Here is a 17490-nt window from a genome sequence, read left to right as displayed (position 1 = left end):
CTACGGCGGTTTTCCGGCTAAGGTTTCAATTCGCGCGACAGCGAGTAGGGCGCATCCTGCTCGCGGGTCCCCCGCTTCGTGTTCGGCTTGGCCGACATGCTGAACTCCAGCTTCGCGCCTTTCATCAGCTCATCGTGGCCCAGCCAGGTGCGCTCGATGGCGCGGCCGTTGACGCGCAGCGCGTCGACATAGCGGCCGTCGCCCTGTGCGTTCACCGTGAAGCTGCGCCCGTTCTCAAGCCTGACGGTGGCCTTCTTGAACAGTGGCGTCCCCACCACGTACTGGTTCACACCCGGCGTGACCGGATAGAAGCCGAGCGCCGAGAACACGTACCAGGCCGAGGTCTGGCCATTGTCTTCGTCGCCGCAATAGCCGTCCGGGGTGGGTGCGTACATGCGGTCCATGGTCTCGCGGATCCAGTGCTGGGCTTTCCACGGGGCGCCGGCGTAGTTGTACAGGTAGGTCATGTGCTGGATCGGCTGGTTGCCGTGGGCGTACTGGCCCATGTTCGCGATCTGCATCTCGCGGATCTCGTGGATCACCGAGCCGTAGTAGCTCTCGTCATAGATCGGCGGCAGCGAGAACACCATGTCGAGCTTGTCGACGAAGGCCTTGCGTCCGCCCATCAGGTCCGCCAGCCCGGCCACGTCGTGGAACACCGACCACGAGTAGTGCCAGCTGTTCCCCTCGGTGAAAGCGTCGCCCCATTTGAAGGGATTGAAGGGCGTCTGGAAACTGCCGTCGCGCTTGCGGCCCCGCATCAGGCCCGTCTCGGGGTCGAACAGCTTGCGGTAGTTCATGCTGCGCTGGGCATAGATGTCGATCTCGGACTTCGGCTTGCCCAATGCTTTTCCGAGCTGGTAGATGGTGAAGTCGTCGTAGGCGTATTCCAGGGTGCGGGCGGCGTTCTCGTTGATGCCGACGTCGTAGGGCACGTAACCGAGTTCGTTGTAGTACTTCACGCCCGCGCGGCCCACGGCCGTCATCGGCCCTTCGTTGTTGGCCCCTTTCTTGAGGGCCTGCCACAGGGTCTCGATGTCCTGGCCGCGCACGCCCTTGATCCAGGCGTCCGCCACCACCGAGGCTGAATTGTTGCCGACCATGATGTCGGCGTAGCCTGGGCTGGACCATTCCGGCAGCCAGCCGCCTTCCTTGAAGGCGTTGGCCAGGCCTTCCTGCATCTCGCTGTTGATCGAGGGGTAGACCAGGTTCAGGAAGGGGTAGAGGGCGCGGAAGGTGTCCCAGAAGCCGGTGCCGGCGAACAGCCGTCCGGGCAGGACCTGGCCGTTGTAGGGGCTCCAGTGCACCGGCTTGCCGGCGGCGTCCAGCTCGTACATCTTGTTCGGGAACAGCACGGTGCGGTACAGGCTGGAATAGAAGGTGCGGGTCTGGTCGACCGAGCCGCCTTCGACCTGCAGCCTGCCGAGCACCCCGTTCCACGCGGCCTTGCCCTTGGCGCGGGTGGCCTCGAAGTCGTCCTGGGCCAGCTCGCGCTTCAGGTTCAGTTCCGCCTGCTCGAAGCTGATGAAGGAAGAAGCGACCCGCATGTGCACTTTCTGGCCCTTGGCGGTCTTGAAGCCGATCAGGGCTCCGCTATGCTCGCCTTCCATCTCCAGCCGGCCTTCGGCCAGCTTGTCGCCCTGCCAGGTATCGCTCGACGCGAAAGCCTGGTCGAACTCGATGACGAAGTAGTTGCGAAAGTTCTTCGGCAGCGGACCGCGCGCATGGCGGGTGCTGTAGCCGATCACCCTGCGCTGGTCAGGCAGGATCTTGACGTAGGAACCCTTGTCGAAGGCGTCGACCACGACGTAGCTGGCGTCCGACTTCGGGAAGGTGAAGCGGAACTGGGCGGCGCGCTCGGTCGGTGCAATTTCTGTGGTGACGTCGGCGTCGGCCAGGTAGACGCTGTAGTAATAGGGCTTGGCGGTTTCCGACTTGTGCGAGAACCAGCTGGCGCGCGCATCCTGGTTGAAACGCTTGGCGCCGGTCACCGGCATGACGGCGAACTGGCCGTAGTCGTTCATCCAGGGCGAAGGCTGGTGGGTCTGCTTGAAGCCGCGGATCCTGTCGGCGTCGTAGGTGTAGGCCCAGCCGTTGCCCATCTTGCCGGTCTGCGGCGTCCAGAAGTTCATGCCCCAGGGGACGGCGATGGCCGGATAGGTGTTGCCGTTCGAGAGCTCGGGCTTGCTGGCCGTGCCCATCAGGGGATTGACCCATTCGACCGGGTCGCTCAGCTTGCCGACGACCTGGGCGGAGGCGCTGAATGCGCAGCTGGCCAGCAGGGTGGCGGCGCAGCGGATGATCGTGTTCGTCTTCATAAGTCGTCTCAGTAGCGGGTCTGGGTGTAGGGACGGGCGGCGTGCTCCTTGCCCCAGTCCTTGTTCGGCGTGGCCTGCATGGTGAACACCAGTTCGCCGCCGGCGACGATGTCCTCGTGGCGCAGGAAGGTCCGGGCCAGCGGCTTGCCGTTCAGGGTGACGCGGCCGACATACGCATTCGATGCCGAGAGGCCCTCGGCGCGCACCGTGAAGCGCTTCCCGTTCGGCAGGTTCAGGGTCGCCTTGTCGAGGAAGGGGCGGCCGATCACGTATTCGTTCGAGGCCGGGGCCACCGGATAGAAGCCGAGCGCGGTAAAGGCGAACCAGGCCGACATCTGGCCCAGGTCGTCGTTGCCGGACAGGCCATCCGGGCGGTTGGCGTACTGGGTCGCCATGATGTGGGTCAGGCGCTCCTGGGTGCGCCAGGGCGCGCCGGCGTAGTTGTACAGGTAGGCCACGTGGTGCGAGGGCTCGTTGCCGTGGGCGTAGTGGCCGATCAGGCCCGAGATGTCTTCCATGTGGGCGTAGACATTGTCCGCGACCTTGGCGTCGAACACCTGGTCCAGCTTCGATACCAGGGCCGCGTCGCCGCCCAGCATGGCGATCAGGCCGGCGTTATCGTGCGGCATATACCAGGAATACTGCCAGGCGCTGCCTTCCGTGTAGTCGCTGCCGAAGTTCGACTGCACCGGATTGAAGGGCGTACGGAACTCGCCCGTGGACTTGCGGGCGCGGATGAAGCCCGTCTCCTTGTCGAACACGTTGCGGTAGTTCTGGGCGCGCCCGTAGTAGCGCGCGGCCACGTCCTTCCTGCCCATCTTATCGGCCATGCGGGCGATGGTCCAGTCGTCGAACGCGTATTCCACGGTTTTCGACGCCGCTTCCGGCTCGCGGTCGATCGGCACGTAGCCCAGCTTCATGTAGTGTTCCAGCCCGCCGTAGGGGCCGTATTCGGCGCTGGCGGTCATCGCGGTCAATGCCTGGCCGGCGTCGAAGCCGCGGATGCCTTTCATGTAGGCGTCCGCGATCACCGGCACCGCGTGGTAGCCGATCATGCACCAGGTCTCCAGGCCGTGGAAGGACCACACCGGCAGGATGCCGTAAGGGCTGTGCCGCTGCGCGGCGATGAGCGAGTTGACGAAGTCGGCGTTGCGCTTTTCCGGGGCCAGCAGGGTGAGCAGCGGGTGCAGGGCGCGGTAGGTGTCCCACAGCGAGAAGGTCGAGTGGAAGCGGAAGTCCTTGGCCTGGTGCACCGCGTTGTCCGGCCCGCGGTAGCGGCCGTCGCGGTCCATGAACAGCGAGGGGGCCAGCATGCTGTGGTACAGGCTCGTATAGAACATGGTGCGCATCGGTTCCGGCGCATCGGCCTTCACCGCCGACAGCGCCTCGTTCCAGGCCGCGCCGGCGCGGGCGCGCTCGGCGTCGAAGTCCCAGCCCGGCATCTCGTCCAGGTTGGCCAGCGCATTGTCTTCGCTCACCGGCGAGACCGCGACCTTCACCATGAGCGTCCCGTCGCTGGGAACGCCGAACTCCAGCGCCGCGACCAATGCCTTGCCTTCGACCAGGACCTTGTCCGCCGGGGTCTTGCCGGGCGGCGCGAAGCCGCGGTATTCGACTGCTTCCTCGCGGTTGTGCAGCTGGTGCGCGCTCATCGGGCGCGAGAACTTCACCGCGAAGTAGAGCTGGCGGCCCGGCGCCCAGCCGCGCGTCTCGCGCATGCCGGTGAGGGTGCTGGCGTCGCGCACGCGCAGGCGCGACCACAGGTTCTTGCTGCCGTAGTCGTAGATGCTGGAGCGCAGGTCGAGCATCACCTTGGCCGGCGCATTCTTGTGGAATTGGTAGCGGTGCAGGCCCACGCGTTCGCTGGCGGTGAGTTCGACGTCGACCTCGTTGTCCTGCAGGCGTACGGCGTAGTAGCCCGGCTCGGCCTTTTCCTGCGCATGCGAGAAGCGCGAGCGGTAGCCGGAGAAGGGACGCTCGGGATAGCCCGGTTCCAGCTTGGTTTCGCCGCTGTAGGGCATCAGGAGCACGTCGCCCAGGTCGGAGTGGCCGCTGCCCGAGAAATGGGTGTGCGAGAAGCCGAGGATGGAATTGTCGTCATGGCGGTAGCCGGATGCCCAGGGATAGCTCTGGCGGAAGTGGCGTACCTGCGTGTCCGGGCTGAGCTGCACCATGCCGAAGGGCCGGCTGGCGCCGGGGAAGGTATGGCCGTCGCCGCCGGTGCCGATGAAGACGTTGACGGCCGCCGCCGGACTGCCGGGCGCCGCGGCCTGCGCCGGCAAGGGGCCCGCGGCCAGCACCGCCAGTATGCTCAGGAACAAGGGACCGCAGTGGAATCGGGTGTTCATCGTGTCTCCATAACCGGTAATGCCGACCTGAAACTTATATGCCGAGTTTGCTTTACCGGCAAGACATGTGCGGGAAAACGCCCGATCTTTAGGCCCGTTTACTAAACATGGTTTCAAGAGGCAGGCGCCGGCATGCGTGGCGGTTTTCTTCTGGAAAACGGAAGTGATCCATCCCATTTCTCATCTTTTATAGATAAGGCGAATCGCTACAATCGTCGGTCATGTTCTTTTAATAAAGTGTGGAGACGATGAACGAATTCCTGGGATCGGCGATGTCTTCGCTGGCGCAACTCTTCGGCGGCAGCATGGGCTGGGCCATCCTGGCGCTGGCCTTGGTCGTGCGCCTCGCCTTGCTGCCCCTGACCCTGCGCCTGGCGCGCAAGATGCTGGCGAACCAGCACAAGTTGAAGGAACTGCAGCCGCAAGCCGACGCCATCAGGCAGCGCCTGGCGGCCGACCCGAAAGCCATGTTCGCCGCCATCTCGGCCCTGTACCGGGAACACGGCGTCTCGCTGCTGGACCGTTCCGCCCTGGTGGGCGCGCTGGTCCAGTGGCCCGTGTTCGCCCTGGTGGTCAAGGCGGTCGGCAATGCCGGCGCCGGCGCCTTCCTGTGGATCAGGAATCTGGCGACGCCCGATACCGCGCTGACGATGCTGGTGCTCTTGCTCACGGCTGTCGCCGCCTGGGCCATGCCTTCGGCCTCGGGTACGCCCATCCTGATGCTGGTAGTGCAGGTCGTGGTGATGGCGCTGGTGATCTGGAAACTGGGCGCCGGGATGGGCCTGTACTGGGCGGCGGCGTCCTTCGTGAACGTCCTGCAGGGGGGCTTGCTGCGGTTCGAACAGCGCCGCATGCGGATGCCCGCCAAGGCATGAAACGCTTGGTGCATATTATCGGAATAACAATTTAAAATCGCTCAAGTGCTGTAGATAAAAATGCAATAGTGTAGGGCGGCAGGACAAGGCGGATTTCACTGCAATTGCAAAAATTGCATCATGAAAACCACCTTCCTGCCCCCACTTCTTTCCGTCCTGCTGGCTTGGGGCCCGGCATGCGCGGCGCCCGGCGAGCACAGGGAATTCGAAGCCACCCTGTACGCACCCTTCCAGGCCACGGCGGTCCAGCGCAGCTTCACCTTGAGCTTCGACTATCCGGGTCGCGAGCGCAAGGGCATCGTCGACTGGCGCGTCGAACTGCTTCGCCCCAATGGCCGCGTCGCGCTGCGCTGGCGCGGCCAGGCCAGGCTGACCGGATCGGCTGGCAGCGTGACGGTGCCGTGGTCGGGACGGATCGGGCCTGCCCCGGCGCCGCCGGGCATCTACCGGGTGCGCATGCATGCCGCGCCGCGCGGCGAGGCGCACGAGGCGCACGAGGCGATCACGCAGGGCTGGGAGATCGCGGTCGGCGCCCCGCCCATGCAGCGCACCGTGCGCATGCCCCGTTTCGAGGCCTTGCCGGGCGCCGTGACGACACCGGGCGCCGCCCCGGCGCCTGGTGCGCTGCCCTACACCGTCTACCTGGGCAACCTGCACAGCCAGACGAATCACAGCGATGGCGGCGCCGAGGTCACGGACTGCAAGGGCGCGCAGTCGCCGCTGACTGCTCCCCACGGTCCGGAGGCCGCCTACGCCTTCGCCCGCAACCAGGGGCTCGACATCCTGGTCGCCTCGGAGCACAACCACATGTACGACGGTTCCGAAGGCAGCGCACCGGAAGCCGACCCGGCCAAGGCAAAGGCGCTGTACCAGGCCGGCCTGGCCAGCGCGGACGGCTTTTCGCGGGCGCATCCCGGCTTCCTGGCGCTGTACGGCATGGAGTGGGGCGTCATCAACAAGGGCGGCCACGTGAACATCTTCAACAGCCGCGAGCTGCTGGGCTGGGAGACGAATGCCAAGGGCGAGCTGCTGGCCGACACGCTGACGCCGCGCGGCGACTATGCCGCCCTCTACACCCTGATGCGCGAGCGCGGCTGGGTGGGGCAGTTCAACCACCCGGCCCAGACGGGGCAGTTCATCGTGAACGGCGTCCCGCTGGCCTACACCGCCGACGGCGACGAAGTCATGGCCTTGTGCGAGGTGGTGAACAGCACCGCTTTTTCGACCAACCTGGCCGAAGCGGAAACCCGGCGCAGTCATTTCGAGGCGGCCTGCAACCGCCTGCTGGAGGCGGGCTATCACCTGGCCTTCAGCACCAACCAGGACAACCACTGCGCCAACTGGGGCGCGTCCTATACCAACCGCACCGGGGTGCTGATCCCGGCCGGAACAAAGCTGTCGCAGGACAGCTTCGTCGAAGCGCTGAAGGCGCGGCGCGTGTTCGCGACCATGGACAAGGGCTCGCAGCTGGTCTTGAGCGCGAACGGGCGCATGATGGGCGAGCGTTTCCGCAACAAGGGGGCGTTGGAGCTGGTGGCGAACTTCGCCAGCAGCGCCGGCAGGCAGGTGGCGGCGGTGGCCATCATGGAAGGCGTCCCGGGGCGCAATGGCCAGGTGAGCCGGCTATCGGGCACGGCGACGACCAGCTTCACGCCGGCGCCGGGCGAGCATTTTTATTACGCGCGCATCACCCAGGACGACGGCAACCTGCTGTGGTCGGCGCCAGTATGGGTAAGCCAGGAATGATCAGAAACCGAGACCTTCACCAGCGCCCAGCAGGGTCGCGATGCCGAGCACCGCGAAGACCACGGCCGCGATGCCGTGCACCAGCTTGACCGGCACCCGGTTGGCGATGCGCTCGCCGAAGTACACGGCCGGCACGTTGGCCAGCATCATGCCCAGTGTGGTGCCGGCGATGACGGCGGCCATCGACTCGTAGCGCGCGGCCAGGGCGACGGTGGCGACCTGGGTCTTGTCGCCCATCTCGGCGATGAAGAAGGCGATCAGGGTGGTGAGGAAGACGCCGTGGCGGGCCAGGCGCGTTTCCTCTTCGTCGATCTCGTCCGGCACCATGATCCAGGCCGCCATGCCCAGGAAGGACAGGCCCAGCACCCAGCGCATCACGTTCGGTCCGAGCAGCTCGCTGACCAGGGCGCCCACCGCCGCGGCGAAGGCGTGGTTGGCGATGGTGGCGGCGAAGATGCCGAACACGATCGGCAGCGGACGGCGGAAGCGGGCGGCGAGGAGGAAGGCAAGCAGCTGGGTCTTGTCGCCGATCTCGGCGAGCGCCACGATGCCGGTCGAAACGAGGAAGGCGTCCATGAAGTGAAAGAAGTGAAGCGGAAGAAGTGAAACGGGCGAAGTGAAGCAGGCGAAGTGAAGCAGGCGAAGTGAAGCGGAAAGCGCGGTGAGGCGGAAGGCGCGATCATAGCAGAGTCGGGGCGCCGTGCCGTGTACATACGGCGAGTTTGCCGCGCGGCTTGGCATGCTTTCACTGGCGGAGGCCGCATGCTATTCTGCTCGCGCCCGCAGCCCTACCGGGGCTGCCATCCCTGCGAGAGACCATGAAGACACGCTTCCTGCCGCACGCCGCCGCCGCCCTGATCCTGGGCGCCTGGACCGCCAGCGCATTCGCGCTCGACCCCTTGAGCTACGCCAGATACGACCAGGTCAAGACCAGTGCCCTGCACATGGACCTGAAGGCCGATTTCACCCGCAAGACCCTGGCCGGCCACGCCGAGCTGACCCTCGACTGGCTGGACAAGTCCGCCGCCACCCTCGACCTGGACACGCGCGAGCTGGCGATCTCGAAGATCGAGGCCCAGGACGCCGCCGGCGCCTGGCGCCCGGCGCGCTACACGCTGGACAAGCTGGACAAGGAAAAGGGCCAGGCCCTGCACATCGCCCTGCCGGGCCAGCCGAAGAAGGTGCGCATCTTCTACCGCACCGCGCCGGCCGCCACCGCCCTGCAGTGGCTGACGCCGGCCCAGACCATGTCGGGCAAGCGGCCCTTCATGTTCAGTCAGTCGCAGTCGATCAATGCGCGCTCGTGGGTGCCGATCCAGGACACGCCGGCGGTGCGCTTCACCTACACCGCCCGCATCCAGGCCCCGGAAGGCCTGCGCGTGGTCATGAGTGCGGAGAATGATCCACAAGCGTCAGGCAAGGGCGGCTGGACATTCAGGATGCCGCAGCCGGTCCCGTCCTACCTGCTGGCGATCGGCATCGGCGAACTGGATGTGCGCAGCCTGGGCCCGCGCACCGGCGTGTACGCCGAGCCGAAGCGCATCCAGGCCGCCGAGTACGAGCTGGCCGACACCGAGAAGATGGTGGCCGCCGCGGAATCGCTCTACGGCCCCTATCGCTGGGGGCGCTACGACATGCTGGTGCTGCCGCCGTCCTTCCCGATCGGCGGCATGGAAAACCCGCGCCTGACCTTCCTGACCCCGACCATGATCGCGGGCGACCGCAGCCTGGTCGACCTGATCGCCCACGAGCTGGCGCACAGCTGGTCGGGCAACCTGGTGACCAACGCCTCGTGGAAGCACTGGTGGCTCAACGAAGGCTTCACGACCTACGTGACCACCCGTATCCTGGAAAAGATCTACGGCGAGGACGTGGCCACCATGAACCTGCAGCTGGAGCAGGAAGAGGCCCTCGCACACCTCAAGACCCTGCCGCCGGCCAAGCAGGCCCTGGTGACGCGCGATCCGGACACCTCGTCGGAGCACTACACCGACGAGGAGCTGGCCTATCCGAAGGGCGCCTGGTTCCTGCGCACCCTCGAGCAGCGCGCCGGCCGCGCCGCCTTCGACCCCTTCCTGCGCGGCTGGTTCGACCAGCACGCCTTCCAGAGCGTGACCACCGACCAGTTCGTGGCCTACCTGCGCGCCAATCTGCTGGCCAAGCACCCGCAGGTCATGAGCGACGCGGAGCTGGACGAATGGCTGTACGGCCCGGGCATCCCGGCCAGCGCCCAGCGCGCCGTCTCCAGCCGCTTGGCGAAGCTGAACGCCACCACCGATGCCTGGCTCAAGGGCGAGCGCAAGACCGCCCAGCTGGACACAAAGAGCTGGAACGCCAGCGAGTGGATGAAGTTCCTGAACGACATCGACAACAAGGCCAGCGCCAGACAGCTGGAAGAACTCGACAAGGCCTTCGGCCTGGCCAGGACCGGCAACAACGAAGTCGCCTTCCGCTTCTACCGCGCCGCGGTGCACGCGGGCTACCGCGGCATCCGCCCGAACCTGGAAGCCTTCCTGATGAGCGTGGGCCGCCAGAAGTTCGTGGTGCCGCTGTACGGCGCCCTGCGTGCGAAGAGCGAGGACCGTGTATGGGCCGAGCGCGTCTACCGGGCTGCGCGCGAGCGTTACCACCCGGAGACGCAGTCCAGCGTCGACAAGCAGATGAACAAACAGTAAGGGGATGACGATAGTGCAAGCAATGAACCGACTCGCGGCCGCGATCCTGATCGCCTTGTCGACCACTGGCGCGGCGCTCGCCCAGGCGCCGGCCGTCGCCACTGCCTCCCAGGCGCCGGCGTACAATCTAGAAGCCGACGTCAAGCGCGTCATGAAGGAATTCGACGTGCCGGGCATCGCCATCGCCGTCGTCAAGGACGGCAAGGTGCTGGCGGCGCAAGGCTTCGGCGTACGCAAGCTGGGCGACCCGACACCGGTGGACGGCAAGACCCTGTTCGAGATCGCCTCGAACTCCAAGGCCTTCACGGCAGCCGGCCTGGCGATGCTGGTCGACCAGGGCAAGCTGTCCTGGGACGATCCCGTCATCAAGCACCTGCCGGACTTCCGCATGTACGACCCCTACGTGACGGCCGAGATGACGGTGCGCGACCTGCTGACCCACCGCAGCGGCCTTGGGCTGGGCGCGGGTGACCTGATGTGGTGGCCGACCACCACCTTCAGCACCGACGAGATCATCCACAATCTCCGCTACATCAAGCCGGCGACCAGCTTCCGCAACAGCTACGCCTACGACAACCTGCTCTACATTGTCGCCGGCAAGATCATCGCCATGAAGTCCGGGAAGCCCTGGGGCGAAACCATGCGCGAGTGGATACTCAAGCCGGTCGGCATGGACACGACCACCACCAGCCTGGAGGAGCATGCGAACAACGGCAACGTGTCCGCCCCGCACAGCAAGATCAACGGCAAGGCCGCGGTGGTCAAGCCCATGCCGGTGGCGAACGCGATCGGCGCGGTGGGCATCAACACCAATACCGAGGACATCGCGCGCTGGATGAATGTCCTGCTCGACGAAGGCCGGGTGGGCAAGGACGCAAGCGGCAAGGAAGTGCGGCTGTGGTCCGAGAAGCAGGCGCGCGAGATGTGGACCGCGCAGACCCCGATGAAGATCAACCAGCCGCGTCCTCCGCTGGCAGCCACCAAGCCGAACTTCTACGCCTATGGCCTGGGCTTCCAGCTGCGCGACTACCAGGGCAAGCTGGTGGCCATGCACGGCGGCGCGCTGCAGGGCTTCTATTCGCGCGTGCTGCTGGTGCCCGAAGTGAAGCTGGGCATCGCGATCTTCACCAACGCCGAGAGCGGCCCCGCGCTCAACGCGCTGCAATACCGCCTGATGGACCAGTACCTGGGCCTGGCGCCCACCGACTGGATCGGCCGCATCGCCGACGTCGACAAGGAGATGCACGCCAAGGAGCTGGCGCGCGTCAAGAAGGAATCGGCGACGCGCGCGGCGCACAGCAAGCCCTCGCTGCCCCTGGCGGCCTACGAAGGCCGGTACCAGGACGCCTGGTACGGCATCGCGACCATCAAGAAGGCGGGCAACAAGCAGGTGATGAGCTTCTCGCGCACGCCGGACCTGACGGGCGAACTGGAGCACTTCCAGCACGACACCTTCATCGTGCGCTGGAAGGAACGCAACTTCAACGCCGACGCCTACGTGACCTTCTCGCTCGACCACGACGGCAGCATCGAGCGCATGCGCATGAAGCCGATCTCCACCGAGACCGATTTCAGCTATGACTTCCAGGACTTGCTGTTTACGCCGGTGAAGGAAGAGAAGAAAGAGAAGTAAGCGGCAAGCGCCGCGCACTGCACTGACATTGAGTTAGCCGGCGCCCGTCGTTCCGGCCTTCGCCGGAACGACTTTCATGTGCCAGCGAATGTCATTGCAGTCGAAGCTGTTCGAATTCGACCTGACAGCGAGGAGCATCGATGAGCACTTTCTGGCAAACCCGCCGCACCTGGCTGCGCAGCGCGGCAGGCCTGGCCCTGGGCGGAACGGCCGCTGGCGCATCCGCCGTGGACGAGCCGTGGCCACCGGGCCAGAAGTGGGACAGGCTGGCCGCCAGCTACGAGGTCGCCCCCAACCTGGCGAACCTGGAAAACGGCTACTACGGCATCATGGCCAGGCCGGTGGCCGAGGACTTCAAGCGCAACATCGATTACCTCAACCGGAATAACTCCCACTTCCTGCGCCGCGAATTCGACCGCGAGGGTGTCGAAGCAATCCGGGCCACGCTGGCGGCCTACGCCGGCGCCGCCACCGGCGAAATCGCGCTCACCCGCGGCGCCACCGAGTCGCTCCAGCTCCTGATCGCGAACTACCGCCTGCTGAAGGAGGGCGACACCCTCATGGTGGGCAATCTCGACTACGACGCGATGATCGACGCCATGCAGGACAAGGCGCGCCGCCACGGCTGCGGGCTGGTCAAGGTCGAGCTGCCCGAGCCGACGACCCGGCAGCGCGTGATCGACGCCTACGACAAGGCGCTGCGCGCCCATCCGCGCACCCGCCTGCTGCTGCTCACCCACGTCAGCCACCGCACCGGACTGGTGCTGCCGGTCGAGGAACTCATCCGCCTCGCCAAGGGACGCAATGTCGACGTCATCCTCGACGCCGCCCACTCCTGGGGCCAGCTGGACTACCGGATTCCCGCCCTGGGCGCGGACTTCGTCGGCGCCAACCTGCACAAGTGGATCGGCGCGCCGCTGGGACTGGGGTTTCTCTACATCCGCGCCGATCGCCTGCAGGACATCGCCGTCGAACGGGGCAACAGCCTGTTCCCGGAGACCGACATCCGCGCGCGGGCGCACACGGGGACGACCAACGCCGCCGCCGTCATGACGATTCCATCCGCCTTGACATTCCATGCCAGGATACCGCTGGCCGAACGCAGCGCGCACCTGCGCGGCCTGCGCGACCACTGGGTGCGCCAGGTGCGTGACCTGCCCCAGGTCGAGGTGCTGACGCCGGAGGAAGCGGGCATGGCCGGCGCCATCACCTCCTTCCGCTTGAAGGGACGCACCAGCTTCGAAGCCAATGCGGCGCTGGCGCGCACCCTGGCGGACGAGTACCGCATCTTCACCGTGGCCCGCAGCGGCGCGGCGGGCGGCGGCTGCGTCCGCGTCACCCCGTCCTGGTTTACCCGCAAGCCCGAGCTGGACCGGCTGGCGCAAGCGATCCGGGCGCTCGCCGCCCGGACCTGAAGGCCAGCTTACTTGCCGTTCCAGACCTTCAGCATGTCATCCGAGCCTTGCGCACGGATGCCGTTGTCGGTCAGGATCGCCTCGGTGGTGTCCAGGATCGCCTTGCGCGGCAGGACGATGGTCTCGCCGTAGCGCTGTTCGAAACGCAGCACGATCTGCTCGTCCTTGAGGTCGCGCAGCAGCGCCACCAGGTGGCCCAGGCTGCGCACCGGCTTGCCGTTGACCGACTCGATCACCGAACCGAAGCGGTTGGAATAGCCGCTCACCAGCTTGTGCGGGAAGAAGGGCGCGCTGATCACCACCAGTTCCTCGTGCTCGGCATCGGGCGAATCGCCGCGGCGCGTGATCAAGGGGCTGGCGTTGAAAGCATAGCCATGCATCGCGCCGGCGTTGTTGCCGATGAAGCTCAGGAACTCGGCGCTGGCGCGGGTGAACACGATCGGACCATAGATGAAGTAGGGCGGGTAGCCGCCGTTCAGGTCCGGAATCAGGAGCGGACGCGGACCGGTGGCCGGCACCTCGACCTTCATGCTCTTGCCGTTGCGGACGATGGTCATCGGCACCTTGCCGTTCTTCGCCACCTGCTGGATGCGGTACTGGAAGCGCACGCGCAGGTTGGAGCCCAGCTTCACCATTGCCTGGTTATCGACCGGGAACTCGCCGATGTGGGTGACCACGTCCCATTCCTTCAGCGGCCAGGAGGAGTCCGTACGGTAGGGCCGGTGCACCACCGCGCCCTCGACCGACTTGTCGAGCTTGAGGTACTGGCGCAGGGCCGGGTTCTCCAGGGTCTGGATGCTGTCGTGCAGCAGCGGCTTGCCGTCGTAGCGGCCATCCGCCACGTCGCGCAGGAACAGCTCGATCTCCTCGTTCGGGATCACGTAGCCGATGTTCTGGGCGCCGGCCGCCATCGAGAAGGCCAGGCCGATCATCTTGTCGCCGGCGATCACCGGGCCGCCGCTGTTGCCGGGGTTGATCGGCGCGTCGATCTGGATGCGCAGGCCCGAGCTGAACGAGGTGTAGGGCACGAATTCCACGCGCGAGACGATGCCCTTGGTGGTCGACAGCGAATTGCCGCCCACCGGATAGCCGTAGGCGAACACCTGCTCGCGCACGTCCGGCAGCACCGCGGCGCGGCTCACGGGCGGGCGCTTGTCGAAGAAGCTGGGGTCTTCCAGTTCCAGCACCGCCAGGTCGAGGCCGCGCGCGATCGCGACCACCTTGGCCGACACCTTGTCGCCCGACTGCGAAGCCTGCACTTCCACCTGGCTGGCGTAGTTGACCACGTGGGCGTTGGTCAGGATGCGCTTGCCCTCGATGATCACGCCCGAGCCGGTGATGTCCTGCGGCGAGGACTTGGTCCAGGGCTTGTAGGGATCGGGACGGCGCACGGTCGAGAAGATCTTGACCACCGAGGCCTCGATCGCCGGCAGTGCGGGCGCGGCGGTCCGGGTCGTGGCGGCGGGCGGCACGGGCGTGGTCTGCGGGGTGCTGTCCTGGGCGTGGGCCAGGCTCGATGCGGCAAGCGCCAGGGCGGCAAGGCGGTAGATTTTCATGAATTCCTTCGGTTGCGGTGGTGTGTGCTCAACCGGAAGAATATACACCTGCGGCGCAAATGGAAATACACCGATCGTCACCGGGGGGGCCGCGGCGCCGCTCCCCCGGCGGGCTTTCTTATTGCTTGACGAACTTGAGCGTCATGCGGTCGCTCTCGCCGATCGCCATGTACTTCTCGCGGTCCTTGTCCTTGTTGGCCAGCACCGGCGGCAGGGTCCACACGCCTTTCTCATGATCGGCGGTGTCCTTCGGATTGGCGTTGACCTCGGACTTGCCGGCCAGCTTGAAGCCTGCGCCCTCGATCGTCTTGATGACCCAGGCTTCGTGCATGTAGCCGCTCGATGCCTTGGCGTCCTGCGGCATGGAGGCCGGCAGGCGGTGTTCTTCCACGCCCAGCACGCCGCCCGGCTTGAGCACCTTGTGGATTTCCTTCAGGGTGTTCTTGAAGGCTTCGTCGCCGTTGCCGACCCAGTTGTGCAGGTTGCGGAAGGTGAGCACCATGTCGGCGCTGTTCGGCGGCGCGATCTGGTAGGTGGACGGCGGCGCGAACACGGCCGGCACGGCCTTGCCGTAGACCGCCGGGGCGCCGTCGAACTTCTGCTTGAGCGCCATCGCGCCGCGGTTTTCCGGCACCATGGCGCCGCCGGCGACGATCAGCTTGCCCTTGTCGCGCAGGTAGGGGGCGAGGATCTCGGTGTACCAGCCGCCGCCGGGCGACAGTTCCACCACCGTCATGTTCGGCTTGATGCCGAAGAAGCTGAGGGTCTCGTAGGGATGGCGGTACACGTCGCGCGCCTTGTTGGCGGCGCTGCGGTGTTCGCCGGCGATGGCGGCCTTCAGGGCGTCGTCCGCCTGCGCGGCGCCGGCCAGTCCGGTGGCCAGCATGGCGGCCAGGATCAGTCGTTTCATCGATGCGTCTCCATGGTGATTGTCGTCGGCAGGGCGGAACGCCGCTGCCGCCGCGCTGATGATCGGGCAGTGCGGCCGGGCAGTCAAGCGTGTCGTGCATGCATATGTCCGATTGTCCGGGCCTGTCCGGACCGGACAGCCGGACAGTGCGCGGACACCTGGACGGACGCGGTTGAACGGCATCGAATCAGCCACTTGACGCCGTTCGGGTGGTGGCATAAAGATTGCCTAACCAAAAACTTTAGTCTAAGGTTGAGAAGTTTGCCGTCTTCCTCATCGGAGACGACGAAGTTCCCAGAAGCGCTGTACATACAAGAGCGGCGCCGTGCTGTGCAGGCGGAACCGCTGCCCGAGAGGATACCCAGGAGACCCTATGGAACGTCGTACTTTTCTCAATTTCAGCAGCATGGCGCTCGGTTCGATGCTGGTCCCGTTCGGCCGTGCGATCGCCGCGGAAGAACTGCTCAGCACCATGCCCGTCGCCGCCAAGAAGGCGCTCGCCGACGTCGCACTGAACGCCGCCACCAAGGCCGGCGCCAGCTACTGCGACGTGCGCATCGGCCGCTACCTGAACCAGTTCATCGTCACCCGCGACCTGAATGTCGAGAACGTCGCCAACACCGAGTCGGCCGGCGTGGGCGTGCGCGTGATCTGCAACGGCGCCTACGGCTTCGCCGCCACCTCGGACATGTCGAGCGACGGCATCGCCAACGCGGCGCGCCAGGCGGTGGCGATCGCCAAGGCCAACGCCAAGCTGCAGTCCGAACCGGTGCGCCTTGCACCAGTCAAGGGCGTGGGCGACGTGTCCTGGGCCACCCCGATCAAGAAGGACTGGCGCGCGGTGCCGATCAAGGAAAAGGCCGACCTGCTCATCGCCGCCAACAAGGCCGGCATGGACAACGGCGCCAACTTCATGCAGTCGATGCTGTTCCAGGTGAACCAGCAGAAGTACTTCGCCTCGACCGACGGCTCCTACATCGACCAGGACGTGCACCGCCTCTGGGCGCCGTTCCAGGCCACCGCCGTGGACAAGGCCACCGGCAAGTTCCGCTCGCGCTCGGGCCTGAGTTCCCCGGTGGGCAAGGGCTACGAATACCTGGACGCGCGCCCGGAGCACAAGATCAAGGCCGCCGGCGGCGTCGCCACCCTGTACACCGAGAGCTACGACATCATCGAGGACGCCAAGGCCGCGGGCCGCGACGCCAAGCGCAAGCTGACCGCCAAGTCGGTCGTGCCGGGCAAGTACGACCTGATGCTGTCGCCGGAACACCTGTGGCTGACCATCCACGAGAACGTCGGCCACCCGACGGAACTCGACCGCGTGCTGGGCTACGAGGCGAACTACGCCGGCACCAGCTTCGCCACCCTGGACAAATGGCAGACCAAGAGCTTCAAGTACGGCGCGCCGATCGTCAACCTGTACGCCGACAAGACCCGGCCGGGTTCGCTGGGCTGCGTCGGCTATGACGACGAGGGCGTCAAGACCAAGCAGTGGGACATCATCAAGGACGGCATCCTGGTCAACTACCAGGCCACCCGCGACCAGGCCCACATCATCGGCGAAGCCGAATCGCACGGCTGCTCCTACGCCGACAGCTGGAATTCGGTGCAGTTCCAGCGCATGCCGAACGTCTCGCTGGCCGCCGGCAAGAAGAAGCTCACCCCGGACGAGATGGTCAAGGGCATCAAGAAGGGCATCTACATCGTCGGCGACGGCTCGTTCTCGATCGACCAGCAGCGCTACAACTTCCAGTTCGGCGGCCAGCTGTTCTACGAGATCAAGGACGGCAAGATCGGCCAGATGCTGGAAGACGTGGCCTACCAGGCCAACACCCAGGAATTCTGGAGCGCCTGCAGCGCGATCTGCGACGAGCGCGACTGGCGCATGGGCGGTTCCTTCTTCGACGGCAAAGGCCAGCCGCCGCAGATCTCGATCGTCTCGCATGGTTCCTCGACCACGCGCTTCAACGGCATCAACGTGATCAATACCGCTCGCAAGATCGGCTAAGGACGG

General features: G+C 66.0%; 11 protein-coding genes. 6 read left to right on the top strand and 5 right to left on the bottom strand.

What is annotated here, in order from left to right; all coding sequences use genetic code 11:
- Positions 1 to 17 precede the first annotated feature (17 nt).
- Entirely contained in the window at positions 18 to 2318 is a 2301-nt protein-coding gene (locus tag V7778_RS01515; protein WP_335551592.1) for a GH92 family glycosyl hydrolase, read from the bottom strand.
- 8 nt (positions 2319 to 2326) lie between these two features.
- Positions 2327 to 4666, bottom strand: coding sequence for a GH92 family glycosyl hydrolase (locus V7778_RS01510; RefSeq protein ID WP_335551591.1), 2340 nt, complete (start codon positions 4664 to 4666; stop codon positions 2327 to 2329).
- 248 nt (positions 4667 to 4914) lie between these two features.
- Between V7778_RS01510 and yidC the strand changes: the two genes are divergently transcribed.
- Both yidC and V7778_RS01500 read left to right on the top strand, forming a co-directional pair.
- Positions 4915 to 5541 carry a membrane protein insertase YidC gene (yidC, locus tag V7778_RS01505; RefSeq protein WP_335551590.1) on the top strand — a complete coding sequence of 209 codons (627 nt, stop codon included), beginning with the start codon at positions 4915 to 4917 and terminating at the stop codon, positions 5539 to 5541.
- Between the two features lie 120 nt (positions 5542 to 5661).
- On the top strand, positions 5662 to 7287 hold the full coding sequence (locus V7778_RS01500; protein WP_335551589.1) for a CehA/McbA family metallohydrolase: 1626 nt from the start codon (positions 5662 to 5664) through the stop codon (positions 7285 to 7287).
- Here V7778_RS01500 and V7778_RS01495 read toward each other — a convergent pair whose 3' ends face one another.
- Complete coding sequence (locus tag V7778_RS01495) at positions 7288 to 7863, bottom strand: TMEM165/GDT1 family protein (RefSeq protein ID WP_335551588.1); 576 nt, start codon at positions 7861 to 7863, stop codon at positions 7288 to 7290. It lies immediately after the preceding gene.
- A gap of 242 nt (positions 7864 to 8105) precedes the next feature.
- Here V7778_RS01495 and V7778_RS01490 point away from each other — a divergent pair, with 242 nt between their 5' ends.
- The 3 genes from V7778_RS01490 to V7778_RS01480 all read left to right on the top strand — a co-directional run bounded on the left by V7778_RS01490 (position 8106) and on the right by V7778_RS01480 (position 13010).
- A complete protein-coding gene (locus V7778_RS01490; RefSeq protein ID WP_335551587.1) occupies positions 8106 to 9962 on the top strand; it encodes a M1 family metallopeptidase in 1857 nt (618 codons plus the stop codon).
- 22 nt (positions 9963 to 9984) lie between these two features.
- Positions 9985 to 11595, top strand: coding sequence for a serine hydrolase (locus tag V7778_RS01485; RefSeq protein ID WP_335551586.1), 1611 nt, complete (start codon positions 9985 to 9987; stop codon positions 11593 to 11595).
- 140 nt (positions 11596 to 11735) lie between these two features.
- A complete protein-coding gene (locus tag V7778_RS01480; RefSeq protein ID WP_335551585.1) occupies positions 11736 to 13010 on the top strand; it encodes an aminotransferase class V-fold PLP-dependent enzyme in 1275 nt (424 codons plus the stop codon).
- Positions 13011 to 13018: 8 nt separating this feature from the next.
- On the opposite strand, the gene V7778_RS01475 is transcribed toward V7778_RS01480, so the two are convergent.
- Both V7778_RS01475 and V7778_RS01470 read right to left on the bottom strand, forming a co-directional pair.
- Positions 13019 to 14566 (bottom strand): S1C family serine protease, encoded by a 1548-nt coding sequence (locus V7778_RS01475; RefSeq protein ID WP_335551584.1) that lies wholly within the window; start codon positions 14564 to 14566, stop codon positions 13019 to 13021.
- 118 nt (positions 14567 to 14684) lie between these two features.
- Positions 14685 to 15476: a class I SAM-dependent methyltransferase gene (locus V7778_RS01470; RefSeq protein ID WP_335551583.1), complete on the bottom strand. Its 792-nt coding sequence runs from the start codon at positions 15474 to 15476 to the stop codon at positions 14685 to 14687.
- A 373-nt stretch (positions 15477 to 15849) separates the two neighbouring features.
- Here V7778_RS01470 and V7778_RS01465 point away from each other — a divergent pair, with 373 nt between their 5' ends.
- Positions 15850 to 17484 carry a TldD/PmbA family protein gene (locus V7778_RS01465; protein WP_335551582.1) on the top strand — a complete coding sequence of 545 codons (1635 nt, stop codon included), beginning with the start codon at positions 15850 to 15852 and terminating at the stop codon, positions 17482 to 17484.
- Positions 17485 to 17490: the final 6 nt, after the last annotated feature.

Source organism: Massilia sp. DD77, assembly GCF_036961685.1.
Classification (GTDB): domain Bacteria; phylum Pseudomonadota; class Gammaproteobacteria; order Burkholderiales; family Burkholderiaceae_D; genus Telluria.
This window is presented reverse-complemented; position numbering and strand designations above follow the sequence as displayed.